Origin of the sequence: Paenarthrobacter sp. UW852 (assembly GCF_024608385.1) — a bacterium.
GTDB lineage: Bacteria > Actinomycetota > Actinomycetes > Actinomycetales > Micrococcaceae > Arthrobacter.
In genome coordinates this window covers 72826-89695 of the sequence record NZ_JAMSGY010000010.1, presented here as the reverse complement: position 1 = coordinate 89695, position 16870 = coordinate 72826, and the positions used below count along the sequence as shown (strand labels likewise).

Genomic DNA, 16870 nt, shown 5'->3' with positions numbered 1-16870 from the left:
ATTTTTTCTGTAGGAGCACCGTGCCCAGCAAGGCAAAAACCGGCAAGAAACTCGTGATTGTGGAGTCTCCAGCCAAAAGCAAGACCATCGCCAAGTATCTTGGCGAGGGCTTCATCGTCGAGGCTTCGATCGGCCATATCCGTGACCTCCCGCAGCCCTCTGACCTGCCTGCAGAACTGAAGAAGACCTCGCTGGGCAAGTTCGCCGTCGACGTCGAAAACGACTTCAAGCCGTACTACGTTGTTTCCCCGGACAAAAAGAAAAAGGTCGCAGAGCTCAAGGCGCAGCTGAAAGACGCTGACGCGCTTTACCTCGCAACCGATGGGGACCGCGAAGGCGAAGCCATCGCGTGGCACCTCCTGGAGGTCCTGAAGCCCAAGGTTCCCGTTTACCGCATGACCTTCGGCGAAATCACCAAAGAAGCCATCCACCGCGCTATGGACAACCTGCGCGATGTCGATACTGCTTTGGTGGATGCCCAGGAGACGCGTCGAATCCTTGACCGCCTCTACGGCTACGAAATCTCCCCGGTCCTGTGGCGGAAGGTGGCCCGCGGGCTTTCGGCCGGCCGTGTGCAGTCCGTGGTCACCCGCATGGTGGTTGACCGCGAACGTGAACGCATGGCCTTCCGTGCAGCGTCGTACTGGGACCTCACTGGTCAGTTCGGTGCGGATTCCGGCTCTTTCAAGGCCAAGCTCGCCGCAGTGGATGGCTCAAAGGTAGCCAGTGGCCGTGACTTCAATGACAACGGCCAACTCACCTCCTCCAATGTGGTGCACCTCAACGAGGAACTCGCCACGACACTGGCATCCGGCCTGGAAAACGCGGACTTCCGTGTTCGTTCGGTAGATACCAAGCCGTATACCCGCAGGCCGGCCGCGCCGTTCACCACGTCCACTTTGCAGCAGGAAGCCGGCCGTAAACTGCGCTTCTCGTCCAAGAGCACCATGCAGGTTGCCCAGCGCCTGTATGAAAACGGCTACATCACTTATATGCGTACGGATTCGTCGGCTTTGAGTGACGAAGCCCTGACAGCGTCCCGGCGCCAGGCAGCTGAGCTTTACGGCCCCGAGTACGTGCCGCAGAGCCCCCGCGTCTATGCCAACAAGGCCGCCAACGCCCAGGAAGCGCACGAAGCCATCCGACCTGCCGGTGACTCCTTCCGGACTCCGGCCCAGGTTGCCAAGCAACTCAGTGGTGACGAGTTCCGCCTGTACGAGCTCATCTGGAAGCGCACTGTTGCCTCCCAGATGGCCGATGCGAAGGGCTCCACGGCCACGATCCGCCTCGGTGCGGTTGCAGCTGACGGCAGGGACGCGGAATTCTCCGCCTCCGGCACAGTCATCACCTTCCCCGGCTTCCTGGCCGCCTACGAAGAGGGCAAGGACGAAAGCCGCGGAGACGACGACTCCGATGAGGCCCGGCGCCTGCCGAACGTCGCCAAGGGTGACGCCCTGACCGCCTCGGACATCCTGGCCGTGGGCCACGAAACCTCACCGCCGCCGCGCTACACCGAAGCGTCACTGACTGCGGAGCTGGAAAAGCGGGGCATCGGACGGCCTTCTACCTACGCCTCCACCATCTCCACCATCCAGGACCGCGGCTATGTCCGGAAGCAGGGCTCCGCCTTGGTCCCGAGCTGGATTGCGTTCTCTGTGATCCGCTTGCTGGAGCAGCACTTCACCGATTATGTGGACTATGAGTTCACGGCGGACATGGAAGGCGACCTGGACAAGATCGCCAATGGCCAGGCCGCAGGAACCGCCTGGCTTAAGCACTTCTACTACGGCGAAGACGCTGATCCCGGCCTGTTGAGCATCGTGAACAACCTCGGTGAAATCGATGCCCGCGAGATCAACTCGGTGCCCATCGCAGAGGGCATCACGCTGCGGGTGGGCAAGTTCGGGCCGTATCTGGAAAGCTCCATTCCCACCGTGGATGAGAAGACCGGCGAAGTAGTGGAGTCCGCCAGGGCGAATGTTCCTGAGGAACTGGCTCCGGACGAGCTCACCGCAGCCAAAGCCAAAGAGCTCATGGAAACGGCAGCCCCGGAGGAACGCGTCCTGGGCACGGATCCGCACACCGGCCACACGATTGTGGCAAAGAACGGGCGCTACGGCGCGTACGTCACCGAGATCATCCCCGAGATGACCGAGGAACAACTGGCCAACCAGCCCGTGGAGTACTACAAGAACGGCAAGCCCAAGCCGCCGAAGAAGCCCGTAAAGGCCAAGCCCCGCACAGGTTCGCTGTTCAAGTCCATGACAGTGGACACTGTCACCCTGGACGAGGCCCTGCAGCTCATGAGCCTTCCCCGGGTCCTGGGTGAGGACGCCGACGGCAACCCCATCACCGTTCAGAACGGCCGTTTTGGTCCCTACCTGAAAAAGGGTACCGACTCACGTTCCATCGGATCGGAAGAGGAAATCTTCACGATCACCCTGGAACAGGCGCTGGAAATCTACTCGCAGCCCAAACAACGTGGCGCACGGGCAGCCGTGCCGCCTCTTGCCGAGTTCGGTCCTGACCCGGTGTCGGAGAAGAACATCGTGGTGAAGGAAGGCCGTTTCGGGCCCTACATCACCGACGGCGTCACGAACATTACGGTCCCGCGCTCAACGTCCCTTGAGGAACTGACCCGGGAGCGCGCCGTCGAGCTTTTGGCTGAAAAGCGGGCCAAGGGTCCGGTCAAGCGGACCACCACCCGGAAGGCGCCGGCACGTAAGGCCGCAGCCAAGAAGTAACAACTGCGACGGCCGGGACAGCATGAGCGAATTGCGTCCCGGCCGGCATCGTGGTCGAGTAGAACCATGACTGAACAGACCGTTTCCCCGGACAACGAACCCTTGAACGACCTTGAGGCGAAGCTCGCCATGGCCGAACAACCGGACGCGAACCCGGTGGACGTCATCCTCGCCTTCCTGAACAACGAGGTTTACCTCGTCAGCTCGGAAGCCGTGGACGGCCCTGATTCCTCGGTGGAGCCACTGGTGCTGTCCAACGCTGATGGCCAGCCCGTCCTGGCGGTGTTCAGCCACCCCAGCCGCGTCGACGAACGCTTCCTTGAAGCAGCCCCGCACGTCCTGGGCACCATGGGTTCAGCCATTCTCGGCAACATCGGTGATGAGCTGGGCATGGTCATCAATCCTGGCAGCGAGTTTGGCTTCGAAATCGATCCGGAAGGCATCGCGAACATCCGCCGCGACTTCAAGCGCGCTGATGAAGCCGGCGAGCCCACCGAATAGCGGCCAACCAGATCCCCGAATGCGAAACGACGTCCACAAATTGCTTTGCGGCCTTCGAATCGGGGAATAATGGCAGAATGCGTCTTGGCGTTCTCGACATCGGGTCCAACACCGTCCATCTCCTGCTGGTGGATGCTCATCCCGGCGCGCGCCCGGTAGCTTTCGCTTCCCATAAGCGCCCCCTGTCATTGGTGCAATACCTCGACGGCGACGGAAACATCACCGATGCCGGACAGCATGAGCTCATTGAGTTCGTGTTGGAGGCCTGGGAGTTCGCCGCCACGCACAAGGCCGAGGACCTCCTGGCCTTCTGTACCTCCGCCATCCGCGAGGCCACGAACGGTCCGGAGGTCCTGGCAAGGGTCAAACACGAGACCACCGTGACCCTGCAGGAACTCACGGGCAGCGAGGAAGCGTCCATGACGTTCTTCGCTGTTCGCCGCTGGTACGGTTGGGGCGCCGGGCCCATCCTGGACCTGGACATCGGCGGCGGTTCGTTTGAAATGGCATATGGAACAGACGAGCTCCCTGAATTCGCCACGTCCGTCCCTTTGGGCGCCAGCCGCCTGACGCGCGATTGGCTCCATGACGATCCCCCCACGGCCAAGAGCGTCAAGGAGCTGCGGCGCTATATCCGTTCCACGTTGAAACCGGTGGTCCGTCAATTCGACGACCTCGGGCGGGCCAACCTGGTGGCCGGCACGTCCAAGACGTTCCGTTCACTGGCACGGATCGCGGGGGCAGCGCCCAGCGCGGCCGGCCCCTATGTGAAACGCGAACTGCATGCGGCTGATCTGGGGCTGTGGGCACAACGCATTTCGGCCATGACGGTGGAGGACAGGCTGTACCTTCCCGGAGTATCGGACGCCCGGGCACCCCAGTTGTTGGCCGGCGCCCTGGTTGCCGAGGCGGCCTTGGAGCTCTTTGAGTTCCCCAGTATGGTGATCTGCCCCTGGGCCCTGCGCGAAGGCCTGATCCTTCGCCGCCTGGACCAGCTGGTGTTCGAGGACGCCCTGGATCCTGCGCCGCACGTGGGCAAGCGCAAGAAGGACAAATCCAAGAAGAAGTCCAAAGAAAGTGGCAAGACCACGGACATTGACGAGCCTCACCCGGTCAAGGAATTCCCGGTCCCAGTAAACACACCATCCCCATCACCCATCCCAGCCCCTGTGGCAGGCGGGCTGGCCTCCTGAGATGAGTAACGACGTCGAACCTGAAGTGAATGACCGCCAGATCCCGGTGGCGCTGTCCAGTGCGTCCGTTTATCCGCTGAGCGTCCACGACGCCTTTGCCGTGGCCCAGGACCTGGGGTACGAGGGCGTGGAGGTGATGGTTACCAACAACGCGGTGAGCCAAAACCCCGACGCCCTCATCCAGCTGAGCCACCGTTATCACCAGAAGATCGTTTCCATCCACGCACCCACCCTGTTGTTGACGCAGCAGGTCTGGGGTTCGGCGTGGAGCAAGATCGAGAAATCGTGCCAGATGGCAGCGGAGGTTGATTGCGACACCGTGGTGGTGCACCCGCCATTCCGCTGGCAGTCCAATTACGCGGAGAACTTCGTGGAGGGCGTCCGGGAAATGGCCGAAACGTACCAGGTGCGGATCGCCGTGGAGAACATGTACCCATGGCGGGTGCGCGGCCGTGAAGCTGTGGCGTACCTGCCGCACTGGGACCCGCTGGGCCAGGATTACGACGACGTCACGTGGGACTTCTCGCATGCTGCCACTGCCGGGGCCAACAGTCTGGAAGCCATCAAGGCACTTGGAAGCAAGCTGCGCCACGTGCACCTGACCGATGGGTCGGGCTCCGGGAAGGACGAACACCTGGTGCCGGGCATGGGCACGCAGCAGTGCGCGGATTCGCTGCAGTATTTGGCGGCTTCCGGATTCGACGGCGTGGTGGTGGCCGAGATTTCCACCCGTAAAGCAAAGGTAGCGGGGGAGCGCGAGGAGATGTTGGCCGAAACCCTGCGCTTCGCCCGCCAGCACCTCAGCGTTCCTCTGGTACGCAGCTCCGACCAGTAACGGCGTCGGGCTTCGCCAGCCCCGCCGTACTACGGCCCAGCAGGCGGACGAGGGCGGAATTCTGCTGCTTAAAAGCGAAAGCACCGGCGGCCGAATCGGGAAATGGGGGAAAACCCGCCCGGCCACCGGTGCTTGTGGCGGACATCCCCATGCCCGCCTCATCACTCGCACCCTCAATGAGGTAATAACTACGTTAGGCACCGAGCATGAGTGCTGCCTGCAATAACCTTGGGAGCAAGCTGGGAATGTTCAACCCGTTAGACCCCGTCGGATGCCAACTGCAATGATGGAGCCATGAGCAACCGAATCGCATTCCTTGGCTGTGGATCCATGAACGAGGCAATCCTGGGCGGTCTCCTGGCCGCGGGGGCGGACCCGTCCGACATTGTTGCCACCGTCCGTCGTGCGGAACGCGCGGACGAGTTGGCCCAGCGCCATGGCGTTATGGCCATCGCCGGCGAAGAAGACCCGGATAACAACAAAGTGGCCACCAAAGGCGCCGGAATGGTCATCCTGGGCGTCAAACCGGTTGGCATCCTGGACCTGGCCCGCGAGATCAGCCCAGCTCTGGCGAAGGACACCTTGGTGGTCAGCGTCGCTGCGGCTGTCTCCATTGCACAACTCGAAGCCGCTCTGCCTGAGGGGCAGCCGGTCATCCGCACGATGCCCAACACGCCTGCCAGGCTCGGCCGTGGCGTTGTCTCCGTATCGCCCGGGACGCACTGCACACCTGAGCAGCTGGAGCAGGCCAAGAAGGCCCTGGCCGGGGCCGGCACGGTGGTGGAAATCCCCGAAGAGCAGGTTGACGCGCTCTCGGCCATCAGCGGTTCCGGACCCGCCTACGCGTTCTACCTGGCTGAGGCCATGGCTGCAGCCGGCGTCGAGCTGGGCCTGGACCGGGAGCTGTCCGTCATGCTGGCCCGCGAAACAGTGGCCGGCGCCGGCTTCATGTTGGCTGAGCCAGGCGCGGACCCCACGCAGCTGAGGGTTGCTGTGACCAGCCCCAACGGCACCACCGAGCGGGCCATCATGGCTTTTGACGACGGCGGCATCCCCAAGATCATCGCCGACGGTGCCCGCGCCGCAGCAGCCCGGGCGGCAGAGATCACCAAGCAGCTCGGCTGATTCCTAGGGACGCGCGGCGAAGCGCTCCAGCAGGTCCACGTGTCCGGACACGATCAACATGTCGTGGCCGGACACTTTGGTTTCCGGCCGGGCATAGGTAAAGTCTTCGCCCGGGGTTTTGACGCCCACAATGGTCACGCCGTACTTGGAGCGGACCTTGGATTCCTCCAAGGTGAAGCCCACTGTTTCCTTGGGCGGGTACATCTTGACGATCGCGTAGTCGTCGTCGAACTCGATGAAGTCCAGCATGCGGCCGGACACCAGGTGGGCGGCGCGTACTCCGGCGTCGGCTTCGGGGTAGATCACGTGGTTGGCGCCGATCCGGGTCAGGATCTTGCCGTGCGAGGGCGTGATGGCCTTGACCCACAGGTGCTGGATGCCCAGGTCCACCAGGTTCACGGTGATCAGCACCGAGGATTCAATGGACGTGCCTACACCCACCACGGCAGAGCTGAACTCTTGTGCGCCGAGTTGGCGCAGGGCGTCGATGTTGGTGGCGTCGGCTTCGACCACGTGTGTCAGGACCGGTGCCCATTTCTGGACGAGGGTCCTGTCGCGCTCGATCGCCAGGACTTCGCGGCCCTGCTTGACCAGTTGCTCGGCGGTTGCTGAGCCGAACCGGCCCAGGCCGATGACCAGCACTGGGGCGTTGTGGGCGGGGCGGTTGGCGGCCCCAGTGGTACTAGCCAATGATTGGCCTCTCTTCCGGGTAGTGGAACAACTGGCTGCGCTGGCGCAAGGCCAGCCCGGCGGCAAGGGTAACGGTGCCGACGCGTCCGGCGAACATCAGCACTGTGAGGACGTAAACGCCCGACGGCGGCAGCTCGGCGCTGAGGTTGGTGCTCAGTCCCACGGTGGCAAAGGCTGAGATGGATTCGAAGAGTACCCTGTCCAGCGAGGCTCCGCTGATGGAGAGCAACAAAAATGCTGCCACGGATACCAGGGTGGCGCCAGCGACGATCACGGAGATGGCCACGCGCATGGTTCCTTGGGGAATGGTGCGGCCATAGACCTTCACGTCGGCGTCACCGCGGGCTTCGGCCATGATGGCGAGGAACATGACCGCAATGGTGGTCACCTTGATGCCGCCTGCGGTGGAAGCCGAGCCGCCGCCTGCGAACATGAGGGCATCGGTGAGGAGCATGGTGGTGGATTCCATGTGGTTTTGGTCCACCAGGTTGAAGCCGCCCGAACGGGTCATGACGGAGGCAAACAGCGAATGGGTGATCTTGTCGCCGAGGTTCATGTTGGCGATGGTCCGCACGTTGTCCCACTCCATGAGGCCCCAGAGAACTGTCCCGGCCGCCAGCAGGATGAAGGAGACCTGGATGGTCAGCTTGGTGTGGAGGTTCCACTTCTTCCAGTTGAGCCCGTTCTGCTGCAAAACCATCACCACGGGGAAGCCCAGACTGCCAAGGAAAACGCCCAGCATGAGGGGGATGAGGATCCAGAGGTCGGTCTCGTAGGGAACGATGCCGTCGGAGTGTGGCGTGAAACCAGCGTTGTTGAAGGAAGAAATCGAATAGAAGACGCCGTGCCAGACGGCCTGCCAGAAATCTTCGCCGAGCATGATGAAGCGCGGGATCAAGGCCAACGCCAGGGCTCCCTCAATGACCACGGACGTCACAATGACGATCCGGAGGAGGGTACCCACTTCACCGAGGCGGCCCGCGTTGTTCATGGCTTCCTGGGCTATGAGTTTCCCGCGGACGCCCAGCCGCTTGCTGACCATCAGGGCCAGGAGCGAGGCGAGGGTGAGGGTGCCCAAGCCACCAACGAAGATGCCAACCAGGATGACCAGCTGCCCAAAGAACGTCCAGTGGGCTGCGGTGGAAACCACGGTCAGCCCGGTGACGCAAACGCTGGAGACCGCGGTGAACATGGCTTGGTGCAAGGGTGTGACGGAACCGCTGGTCGAAGCGGCGGGCAGGGACAGCAAACCCGTGAAGACCAGGATCACCACCGCGAACACGGTCAGCGCCAGTCGGGCCGGTGAGGTGTTGGCAATGTTGTCGATGAAGTCGCGCACCCGGGTGAAGATCCACAGACCTTCCCGCTCCGGCTGGTTGGGTTGCCAGTTGGTCGGGCTGGTGGACCGCGACTGGCTTTGAGACATGGCGCTCTTCCTCGGTTGAAACAAGCTTTCCTGAGTAGTAAACCACTATTCCTGCGGCGTAACCGGGCGTTGGGCCCCGCCAGCCTCAGGTAGCCTGTTCTGGATGAACTCCGGGCTTGGAACAACTGCTTCCAGCATTACGCGCTCCGCACTGCCAACGACGGTGGTGTGGGACCCAGCCATGACCGCCTACAACTTCGGCCCCGGCCATCCCATGGCGCCGCAGCGGCTCGAGCTGACGGCGCGGCTGGCGGGTTCCCTGGGGCTATTCGACCACCAGCACGTGGCCGTCGAGGCACCCGCGGTGGCCACCGACGTCGAGCTTTACAGTGTTCACAGCCGCGAGTATGTGGAGGCTGTGCGCCGCGTCTCCGCGGATCCCACCCGCCCCGAGGAGAGCCGAGGCCTTGGCACGGAGGATGATCCCGCCTTTGCCGGTATGCATGAAGCCAGCGCGCGCCTCGCCGGCGGTTCCCTGCTGGCGGCGGACACCATCCTGTCCGGTCGCGCCGTTCGGGCCGTGAACTTCAGCGGCGGCATGCACCATGCGGCCCGGGAGCGGGCCAGCGGATTCTGTGTCTACAACGACGTCGCCATGGCTATCCAAAGACTGCTCGACGGCGGTGTGCAGCGGATCGTCAGCATCGACGTGGATGCGCATCACGGCGACGGGACGCAGAGCATCTTCTGGAACGACCCCCGGGTCATGACCATCTCGCTCCACGAAACCGGCCTGACACTTTTCCCCGGGACAGGATTCGCCAACGAGACCGGCGGCCCGGAGGCACCCGGAACGGCAGTCAATGTTGCCCTTCCCACGTTCACCGGTGACGCTGCCTGGTTGCGGGCTTTCCACGCGGTGGTGCCCCAATTGGTGGGGGCTTTCAAACCCGAAGTGATCGTGAGCCAGCACGGCTGCGATTCGCACCGGGACGACCCCCTGACGCACCTGACCCTCAGCGTCGACGGACAGCGCGAGGCCGCGTCCGCCGTCGGGAGCCTCGCCGCCCGCTACTGCGACAACCGCTGGATCGCCACAGGTGGAGGCGGCTACGACGTTACGGGTGTGGTGCCGAGGGCGTGGAGCCACCTGATCGGCATGGTGACCCAACGGCCGGTCCCGCTGAGCACGCCCGTCCCCGAAGCATGGCGCACATACGTGAAGGAAACGTATGGAGTCTGGGCGCCGGAGAAGATGGGCGACGACGTCGACGTGTGGTGGCGCTCGTGGGAGGTCGGCTACGACCCGGCCGATGATGTTGACCGGACGGTCATCGCCACCCGCAAGGAAATTTTCCCGTTGTACGGACTGGACCCCTGGTTCGATTGATCCCCTGCGGGGCAGCGCGCAGCGTCCGCGCGGCAACGCGTTTTGCAGGCCGCATCACAACGACATAGGGATGCCTTTTGGCGTATATGTCGCTAGTGTGGGAGGCATGGTGACTGACGACGTATTTGCCGTCATAGCTGAGGCAACCAGGCGCGACATCCTGGTCTCCCTCCGCTCTGGGGATAAAGCTGTAGGCGAACTGGTGGAAGAACTGGCTGCAAGCCAGCCCACTATCTCCAAGCATTTGAAAGTGCTCCGCGAGGCGGACCTCGTCAGCATGCGCGCCCAGGGCCAGAAGCGGTTTTACGCCCTGAATCCCAAGCCGCTCGCCGGTGTGGTGAGTTGGCTGGAAACGTTCGACGTCGGACCCGCGGCTCCGGCCGCCGTCGCGCCTTCCACCGAGGTGGCCGCCGCTGCGCCGGACGCCGCCCCTGAAGAGGCCCCTACCCGTACGGACGCAGTCGGCCAGGCCGTAAAAGTCCATGCCAGTGCGACTCCGGTTTCCTTGGACCTGACGTCCGACGACACTGTTCCCCAGCAGATTGGCCGTACTGTCGGGCGGGCTGCGACGAAAGCCGCCGACCTCCTCGCCAATCTCCCGAACCTCCCCAACCTGCCCAAATTCGGTCGCAAGCGGTAATAGGACTCACGCCAAAGTGATTCCGCTCACATTGTGAGCCTATGTTCACTTCCGGTTTCCTTGTGTTTTCAACGATTTTCTACAGTTGTGTTAACTCCTCCCTGAGGGTCATATACGGCCCGGATGGAGATCCCACCTCCTCGGGTGCAACCATGGGCGGGACTGATCGTCCCGCCGCTGGCCGGCGTACTGAGGATAGGAAGACGCATGGATTCAAGGCTCGAGGCTGTCCGGGACACCGTGTTGGCGCGGAACCCGGGGGAGAAGGAATTCCACCAGGCCGTCATTGAGGTCTTTGAAAGCCTCGGTCCTGTGCACGACCGTCACCCTGAGTTCCTTGAGGGCGCTGTCCTGGAGCGGCTGTGTGAGCCTGAACGCCAGATCATCTTCCGCGTTCCGTGGACCGACGATGCCGGCCGCGTGCACGTGAACCGTGGCTTCCGGGTCGAGTTCAACTCCGCGCTGGGTCCCTACAAGGGCGGCCTCCGCTTCCATCCGTCCGTGTACCTGGGAATCGTCAAGTTCCTCGGTTTCGAGCAGATCTTCAAGAACGCGCTCACCGGCATGCCGATCGGCGGAGGCAAGGGCGGCTCGGATTTCGATCCCCGTGGGCGTTCCGATGCTGAAATCATGCGCTTCTGCCAGTCCTTCATGACCGAGTTGTACCGCCACATCGGTGAATACACCGACGTTCCCGCCGGCGATATTGGTGTGGGCGGCAGGGAAATCGGCTACCTCTTCGGGCAGTACAAGCGCATCACCAACCGGTACGAGTCCGGCGTGCTCACGGGCAAGGGCATCTCCTGGGGTGGCTCCCTGGTCCGGCCCGAAGCCACCGGCTACGGCACTGTGATCTTCGCCCAGGAGATGCTCAAGACCCGGGGACAGTCCTTCGATGGCCAGCGCGTTGTGGTCTCCGGTTCGGGCAATGTGGCCATCCACGCGATCGCCAAGGCACAATCCCTCGGTGCCACTGTGGTGGCCTGTTCCGACTCCGCCGGTTACATCGTGGACGAAGCCGGGATCGACGTCGCGCTGTTGAGCCAGGTCAAGGAAGTCGAGCGAGGCCGCCTGACCGATTACGCCGCCCGCCGCCCCGGCTCCAACCACGTGGTCGGTGGTTCCGTGTGGGATGTCACCGGCACCGTTGCGCTGCCATGTGCCACGCAGAACGAGCTCGACGGCGATGCTGCCGCCAAGCTGGTCAGCAACGGACTCATCGCGGTGGCTGAAGGCGCCAACATGCCCTCCACCCGCTCGGCCGTGTCGGTCTTCCAGGAGGCCGGGATCCTCTTCGGCCCGGGTAAGGCTGCCAACGCCGGTGGCGTGGCCACCTCTGCACTGGAAATGCAGCAGAACGCCAGCCGCGACTCGTGGTCCTTTGAGCACACTGAACAGCGCCTGACCGAGATTATGGTGGGCATCCACGACCGTTGCGCGGCAACGGCCGACGAATATGGTGCGCCCGGAAACTACGTGGTGGGCGCCAACATCGGCGGCTTCGTCAAGGTAGCCGACGCGATGCTGGCGCAGGGCCTGATCTAGCGCCCCCTGGTTGGGTGCGGCTAGCGCTGCAGCAGGCGGACGTGGTCCGGGTTCAGGTCGGCCACCTTGCTGACGCCCAGTAGTGCCATGGTGCGGGTCATGTCCTTTTCGAGGATCTGGATGGTGCGGTCCACGCCTTCGCGGCCCCCGGCCATGAGGCCGTAGAGGTAGGCGCGGCCAATCAGGGCGAAGTCCGCGCCCAACGCCAGGGCTGCCACGATGTCTGCGCCACTCATGATGCCCGTGTCCAGGATGACCGCGGCCTGGCTGTTGTCGGCCTTCAGCGCCGATGTCACCTCGGGCAGCAGGTGGAAGGGGATCGGGGCGCGGTCCAGTTGGCGGCCGCCATGGTTGGACAGGATGATGCCGTCGGCGCCATGGTCAACCACGCGGCGGGCGTCTTCGACCGTCTGGATGCCCTTGACCACCAGCTTGCCCTTCCAGGTTTCGCGCAGCCAGTCGAGGTCCTCGTAGGTGAGGGTGGGGTCAAACATGGAGTTGATCAGGTCCGCCACCGTGCCCGTGTAGCGGGAGAGCGAGGCAAACGTCAGGGGCTCGTGCGTGAGGAAGTTGAACCACCAGGCCGGACGGTAGGACGCGTCAAGAACGGTCTTGAGGGTCAATGCCGGCGGAATGGTCATGCCGTTGCGGACATCGCGCAGGCGGGCTCCGGCTACTGCGGTGTCCACGGTGACCATGAGGGTGTCGTTGCCGGCCTTCGCGGCCCGCTCAATGAGTTCCAGCGAGCGGTCGCGGTCCGTCCACAGGTACAACTGGAACCAGTTGCGGCCGTTCGGCGCGGCAGTGGCGACGTCTTCGATGGACGCTGTCCCCATGGTGGACAGGGTGTAGGGAATGCCTGCGGCTTCGGCTGCCTGTGAGCCGGCGTATTCGCCTTCGGACTGCATCATGCGGGTAAAGCCGGTGGGTGCGATGCCGAACGGGAGCCGCGATTCCTTGCCCAGGATGTCGGTGCGTAGATCGATCCTCGATACATCGCGCAGGATGCCCGGGCGGAACTCGATGTCCTGGAAGGCTTGGCGGGCCCGGCGCAGGGTGATTTCTTCTTCGGCTGCGCCATCGGTGTAGTCGAACGGTGCTTGAGGGGTGCGGCGCTTGGCAATGTCACGCAGCTCCCAGATGGTGCTGGCGCGCTTGAGGCGTGCGGTTTTGCTGAACTCCGGCTTCTTGAACTGCATCAGCGGCGCCAGGTCTGAGACCTTGGGTATGCGGCGCTTGAGGGCAGGGGGCTGCACTACGGCGGGCCGCGGCTGGGGTGGTCGGGTCACGTTTTCGTCGCTGCCGGCGTTGGCGGGGGCGGCCGTGAGCTTGGGATCCAGTGTCTCGGTCATGAGGTTCTCCCTTGAAAGTCTGTGGTCTAACCACACTGTAATCCATGTGGTTGGACCACATCAACTAGTATTTCGGATATGCGTACGCACGAGTTGGTCCTGCAGTGGATCGAGAAGCAGCTGTCTGACGGAGACCTCACCCTCGGAGGCCGGCTCCCGGGCGAGCGTGCCATGGCCGAGCAGCTCCAGGTTTCGCGGACCTCCGTGCGGGAGGCCGTGAGGATCCTTGAGGCAATGGGGGTGGTCCGCGCTGGCGTGGGTTCGGGCAAGGATGCCGGGACGGTGGTGATCGCGGAGCCGGGGTCCGCCCTGGGCTCAACCCTCCGGCTGCATGTGGCCACCCGCCACCTTCCGGTGGCCGACATCGTGGAGACCCGCGTGCTGCTGGAATCCTGGGCGGCCGAACGGGCCCAGGTCGGCGTTCCCGCTTTGGAGGAAGCTGCCGCGCTGCTGGACCAAATGGATGAGGCCTCGGACATCGACACGTTCCTTGCACTCGACGCCCGGTTCCACGTGGCGCTAGCCCAGGCTGCGGGCAACTCGGTGGTCAGCGCCATGATGGCCTCGCTGAGGGGCGCAATCGAGAACTACGCAAGCACTTTGACGGAAAACCTGCCCGACTGGAACGCGACTTCCACCAGGCTTCGCGCCGAACATCGCGCCATCCTGAACGCCGTGAACAACAACGACGGCGGCAAGGCGGCCCAGCTTGTGGCGGCCCACATCCAGGGCTTCTACACGGAGGCCGGAGTGGGCGCGGGAGTCCCCCGGATCTAGAGCAACGCGGGGTCACTTAGGGCCCATGATGACCCTCAGGATCGGCCGTAAGTGACCCCGCGTTGCTTTAAGAGGCGGGCTTGAGGGCGGGCGCCGCGGTACTCTTGCGGATCTCCATCCTGGGCGAGAACTCATCCTGCGCCTGGGTGGCAGCCTCCCCGGCTTGTTGGATCTGTTCGCGCATGCGCCGCCAAGCCAGGCTTCCGAGCTCGTTGATGGGCACCGCTGCCGTGGTCAGTGGGGGAGTGGTGTATTTCGCGAACGGGATGTCATCGAAGCCGGTCACGGAGATGTCTTCGGGCACGCGCACTCCGCGTTCGTGGAGGCCGCTGAGCAGCCCCATGGCAACGAGGTCGTTAAAGGCCAAAATTCCCGTGGCACCGCTGGCGATGATGGCTTCGGTGGATTCGTGGCCGGAATCGAAGTTGGAGCCGCCGTCGAGCATTTGCAGTTCTATGTCCGGGTGCCCGGTGCGGAACTGGTCAAGCCCTGCCAGGCGTTGGCGGTTTGAGGCGCTGTGCTCGGGGCCGGAGAGGAACGCCAGGCGTTGGTGGCCCAGGGAGACCAAATGCTGGGCCAATTCCTGGATCCCTTGGCCGTAGTCCACGCTCAAACTGGGCGTATTGGTGGCCACGGTGGTTCGGTTGATGAGTACCAGCGGATGCAGGGTGGGAGCGAGTTCCTCAAGTTCGGCATCCGACATTCGGGGTGCGCAGAGGACCACGCCGTCGCAGCGCCGCCGAGCCTCGCCGGCAAGGATCGCTTCCTCGCTGGTGACTTCGGAGGAGTCGGCGATGAGGACGCGATACCCGTCCTGCGCGGCTGCGATGCTGAGCCCGCGAAGGATGGCCTGGAATGTGGGGTTGGCCAGGTCCGGAACCACAATGCCGATGGTGTCTGTCTTGCCCAGCGCAAGGCTGCGGCCTACCGGGTTTGGTTGGTACTTCAGTTCGGCCGCGGCGGCCCGGACGCGCGCGGCGATTCCAGGGTCCACGGCAGCGTTACCGTTCATGACGCGTGACACGGTGGCGTGCGAGACGCCCGCCTTCTCCGCGACGTCGGCGATCCCGACGCGCCTGTTGGTGTTCCTGCGTGCCATGTGGCCCCTTCCCATTGGCCGCCTCCCGTTTGCTCCGTCGTTGGAGCAATGGTTGACGTGACCACCAGAGTCTTGATACAAAGCTTATAACGCTCTGAGAAAACGCTTTCTCATGATTCTTCCCATACGAAGCCGGGCCGTCAAGCGGTTCACTCCTGCTCTTTGAAAGGGGCATCCACATGGTCAACGTCGACTCAGCCGAGACCCAGACCGCACCTGGCGCAACTACAGTCCAGGACGAAAGCCCCCAGCGAACCCGGATTGCCCTCATCGGCACCGGAGGCCGCTCCGAGATGTACATCCGGGCCATCTACGGGCAGCACGCGGACGTCGCTGAACTTATTGCCCTATCCGACGTCAACCAGGGCCGCGTGCAGTTCTACCAGGACCTCATCAAGGAGCTCGGCGGCACAGAGCCCGTGGCTTCCTTCGAGCCCGGACAGCTCACCAGCTTCATCCAAGCCAACGGCATCGAGCGCGTCATCGTCACCACGCCCGACTACACCCACGCGGACTACATTGTGGAGGCACTCGAGGCGGGCGCCGACGTCGTGGTTGAAAAGCCCCTGACCATCGACGTCGAGGGTTGCCGCCGTATTACCGAGGCCGTGGCCAAGACCGGCCGCAACGTGGTAGTCACGTTCAACTACCGCTACTCGCCGCGCAACAGTGCGCTGAAAGAAGTCATCCAGAACGGGGTCATCGGCAAAGTCACCTCCATCGACTTCAGCTGGGTCCTGGACACCGTGCACGGCGCTGACTACTTCCGCCGCTGGCACCGAGAAAAGAAGAACTCCGGCGGCCTGCTCATCCACAAGGCTTCGCACCACTTTGACCTGGTCAACTGGTGGATCAACGATGTTCCGGAGCGCGTTTTTGCCTCCGGTGGCCTGCGCTTTTACGGCGACAAGAACGCAGCAGAGCGTGGCTTGGGAGCCCGTCCGGAGCGCGGCACCGTTGATGGCCTTGAGCACGATCCCTTCCGCCTGGACATGCGCGAGGACGAGCGCCTGAAGGCTTTGTATTACGACAACGAGAAGTTCGACGGCTACCTCCGCGACCAGGACGTCTTCACCGAAGGAATCACCATTGAGGACAACCTCGCGCTGGTGGTGGACTACCAGGGTGGACCCACGCTGAGCTACTCGCTGAACGCCCACAGCCCGTGGGAAGGCTACCGCGTCACCGTCAACGGCACCGAGGGCCGGGCTGAGCTTGAGGTGGTGGAACGCGCCGCCGTCGAATCCAGTACCGACAAGAAGACCGTGGTGGACCCGAGCGCCACACCGATCGAGGAAGAGGACGCTGTGCGCCGCAACGGCGAACGCCTGGTGGTCCAGCGGCACTGGGAAGCGGCCTACGAAGTCCCGATCATCAACGGCGAAGGGGGCCACGGCGGCGGCGACAACCTCCTGCTCTCCGACCTCTTCAACGGCCCCGGCATTGACCCGCTGGGCCGCCCGTCCGGCTACATCGACGGACTCCGCTCCGTGTCGGTGGGCATCGCCGGCAACCAGTCCCTTGAGACCGACCTTCCCGTCCGCATCAGCGAACTTGGCCTCGGCGCCGACCTCAGCCGTAGCCAGGGCTGACCGGTTCACTACCCACGCAAG

14 protein-coding genes are annotated in these 16870 nt (G+C 63.7%); 10 read left to right on the top strand and 4 right to left on the bottom strand.

Annotation, left to right across the window (positions count from 1 at the left end; all coding sequences use genetic code 11):
- Positions 1 to 20: 20 nt before the first annotated feature.
- From topA to proC, 5 genes are all read left to right on the top strand, one after another.
- Positions 21 to 2744, top strand: a complete 2724-nt coding sequence (gene topA / locus NEK97_RS16770) for a type I DNA topoisomerase (RefSeq protein ID WP_235517397.1) — start codon at positions 21 to 23, stop codon at positions 2742 to 2744.
- Between the two features lie 66 nt (positions 2745 to 2810).
- Positions 2811 to 3245 (top strand): SseB family protein, encoded by a 435-nt coding sequence (locus NEK97_RS16765; RefSeq protein WP_235517396.1) that lies wholly within the window; start codon positions 2811 to 2813, stop codon positions 3243 to 3245.
- Positions 3246 to 3322: 77 nt separating this feature from the next.
- Positions 3323 to 4438: a Ppx/GppA phosphatase family protein gene (locus tag NEK97_RS16760; RefSeq protein WP_235517395.1), complete on the top strand. Its 1116-nt coding sequence runs from the start codon at positions 3323 to 3325 to the stop codon at positions 4436 to 4438.
- A 1-nt stretch (position 4439) separates the two neighbouring features.
- A complete protein-coding gene (locus NEK97_RS16755; protein WP_235517394.1) occupies positions 4440 to 5273 on the top strand; it encodes a sugar phosphate isomerase/epimerase in 834 nt (277 codons plus the stop codon).
- 294 nt (positions 5274 to 5567) lie between these two features.
- Entirely contained in the window at positions 5568 to 6398 is an 831-nt protein-coding gene (proC, locus tag NEK97_RS16750) for a pyrroline-5-carboxylate reductase (protein ID WP_235517393.1), read from the top strand.
- Between the two features lie 3 nt (positions 6399 to 6401).
- Here the strand turns inward: proC and NEK97_RS16745 are convergent, their stop codons facing one another.
- Together NEK97_RS16745 and NEK97_RS16740 are read right to left on the bottom strand one after the other, a co-directional pair.
- Positions 6402 to 7040 carry a TrkA family potassium uptake protein gene (locus NEK97_RS16745; protein ID WP_011775951.1) on the bottom strand — a complete coding sequence of 213 codons (639 nt, stop codon included), beginning with the start codon at positions 7038 to 7040 and terminating at the stop codon, positions 6402 to 6404.
- A gap of 40 nt (positions 7041 to 7080) precedes the next feature.
- Positions 7081 to 8514: a TrkH family potassium uptake protein gene (locus NEK97_RS16740; RefSeq protein WP_257370915.1), complete on the bottom strand. Its 1434-nt coding sequence runs from the start codon at positions 8512 to 8514 to the stop codon at positions 7081 to 7083.
- A gap of 103 nt (positions 8515 to 8617) precedes the next feature.
- Here NEK97_RS16740 and NEK97_RS16735 point away from each other — a divergent pair, with 103 nt between their 5' ends.
- The 3 genes from NEK97_RS16735 (at position 8618) to gdhA (ending at position 12029) form a co-directional block, all read left to right on the top strand.
- Positions 8618 to 9844 (top strand): acetoin utilization protein AcuC, encoded by a 1227-nt coding sequence (locus NEK97_RS16735; RefSeq protein ID WP_257370914.1) that lies wholly within the window; start codon positions 8618 to 8620, stop codon positions 9842 to 9844.
- Between the two features lie 106 nt (positions 9845 to 9950).
- Positions 9951 to 10484, top strand: a complete 534-nt coding sequence (locus NEK97_RS16730) for a helix-turn-helix transcriptional regulator (protein ID WP_257370912.1) — start codon at positions 9951 to 9953, stop codon at positions 10482 to 10484.
- Positions 10485 to 10691: 207 nt separating this feature from the next.
- Positions 10692 to 12029: an NADP-specific glutamate dehydrogenase gene (gdhA, locus tag NEK97_RS16725; protein ID WP_257370911.1), complete on the top strand. Its 1338-nt coding sequence runs from the start codon at positions 10692 to 10694 to the stop codon at positions 12027 to 12029.
- Positions 12030 to 12049: 20 nt separating this feature from the next.
- Here gdhA and NEK97_RS16720 read toward each other — a convergent pair whose 3' ends face one another.
- Entirely contained in the window at positions 12050 to 13381 is a 1332-nt protein-coding gene (locus tag NEK97_RS16720; RefSeq protein WP_306673122.1) for an alpha-hydroxy acid oxidase, read from the bottom strand.
- 78 nt (positions 13382 to 13459) lie between these two features.
- Between NEK97_RS16720 and NEK97_RS16715 the strand changes: the two genes are divergently transcribed.
- Complete coding sequence (locus NEK97_RS16715; protein WP_257370910.1) at positions 13460 to 14158, top strand: FadR/GntR family transcriptional regulator; 699 nt, start codon at positions 13460 to 13462, stop codon at positions 14156 to 14158.
- A 67-nt stretch (positions 14159 to 14225) separates the two neighbouring features.
- Here the strand turns inward: NEK97_RS16715 and NEK97_RS16710 are convergent, their stop codons facing one another.
- Complete coding sequence (locus NEK97_RS16710; RefSeq protein WP_257370909.1) at positions 14226 to 15257, bottom strand: LacI family DNA-binding transcriptional regulator; 1032 nt, start codon at positions 15255 to 15257, stop codon at positions 14226 to 14228.
- Between the two features lie 179 nt (positions 15258 to 15436).
- Here NEK97_RS16710 and NEK97_RS16705 point away from each other — a divergent pair, with 179 nt between their 5' ends.
- Positions 15437 to 16849: a Gfo/Idh/MocA family protein gene (locus NEK97_RS16705; protein ID WP_257370908.1), complete on the top strand. Its 1413-nt coding sequence runs from the start codon at positions 15437 to 15439 to the stop codon at positions 16847 to 16849.
- Positions 16850 to 16870: the final 21 nt, after the last annotated feature.

Bases quoted from the DNA above. Each gene is read 5' to 3' on its own strand.
- gdhA (WP_257370911.1), top strand. From the start codon at position 10,692: ATGGATTCAAGGCTCGAGGCTGTCCGGGACACCGTGTTGGCGCGGAAC.
- NEK97_RS16720 (WP_306673122.1), bottom strand. From the start codon at position 13,381: ATGACCGAGACACTGGATCCCAAGCTCACGGCCGCCCCCGCCAACGCC.
- NEK97_RS16705 (WP_257370908.1), top strand. From the start codon at position 15,437: ATGGTCAACGTCGACTCAGCCGAGACCCAGACCGCACCTGGCGCAACT.
- NEK97_RS16760 (WP_235517395.1), top strand. From the start codon at position 3,323: ATGCGTCTTGGCGTTCTCGACATCGGGTCCAACACCGTCCATCTCCTG.
- NEK97_RS16710 (WP_257370909.1), bottom strand. From the start codon at position 15,257: ATGGCACGCAGGAACACCAACAGGCGCGTCGGGATCGCCGACGTCGCG.
- NEK97_RS16740 (WP_257370915.1), bottom strand. From the start codon at position 8,514: ATGTCTCAAAGCCAGTCGCGGTCCACCAGCCCGACCAACTGGCAACCC.
- NEK97_RS16755 (WP_235517394.1), top strand. From the start codon at position 4,440: ATGAGTAACGACGTCGAACCTGAAGTGAATGACCGCCAGATCCCGGTG.
- proC (WP_235517393.1), top strand. From the start codon at position 5,568: ATGAGCAACCGAATCGCATTCCTTGGCTGTGGATCCATGAACGAGGCA.
- NEK97_RS16715 (WP_257370910.1), top strand. From the start codon at position 13,460: ATGCGTACGCACGAGTTGGTCCTGCAGTGGATCGAGAAGCAGCTGTCT.
- NEK97_RS16735 (WP_257370914.1), top strand. From the start codon at position 8,618: ATGAACTCCGGGCTTGGAACAACTGCTTCCAGCATTACGCGCTCCGCA.
- NEK97_RS16730 (WP_257370912.1), top strand. From the start codon at position 9,951: ATGGTGACTGACGACGTATTTGCCGTCATAGCTGAGGCAACCAGGCGC.
- NEK97_RS16765 (WP_235517396.1), top strand. From the start codon at position 2,811: ATGACTGAACAGACCGTTTCCCCGGACAACGAACCCTTGAACGACCTT.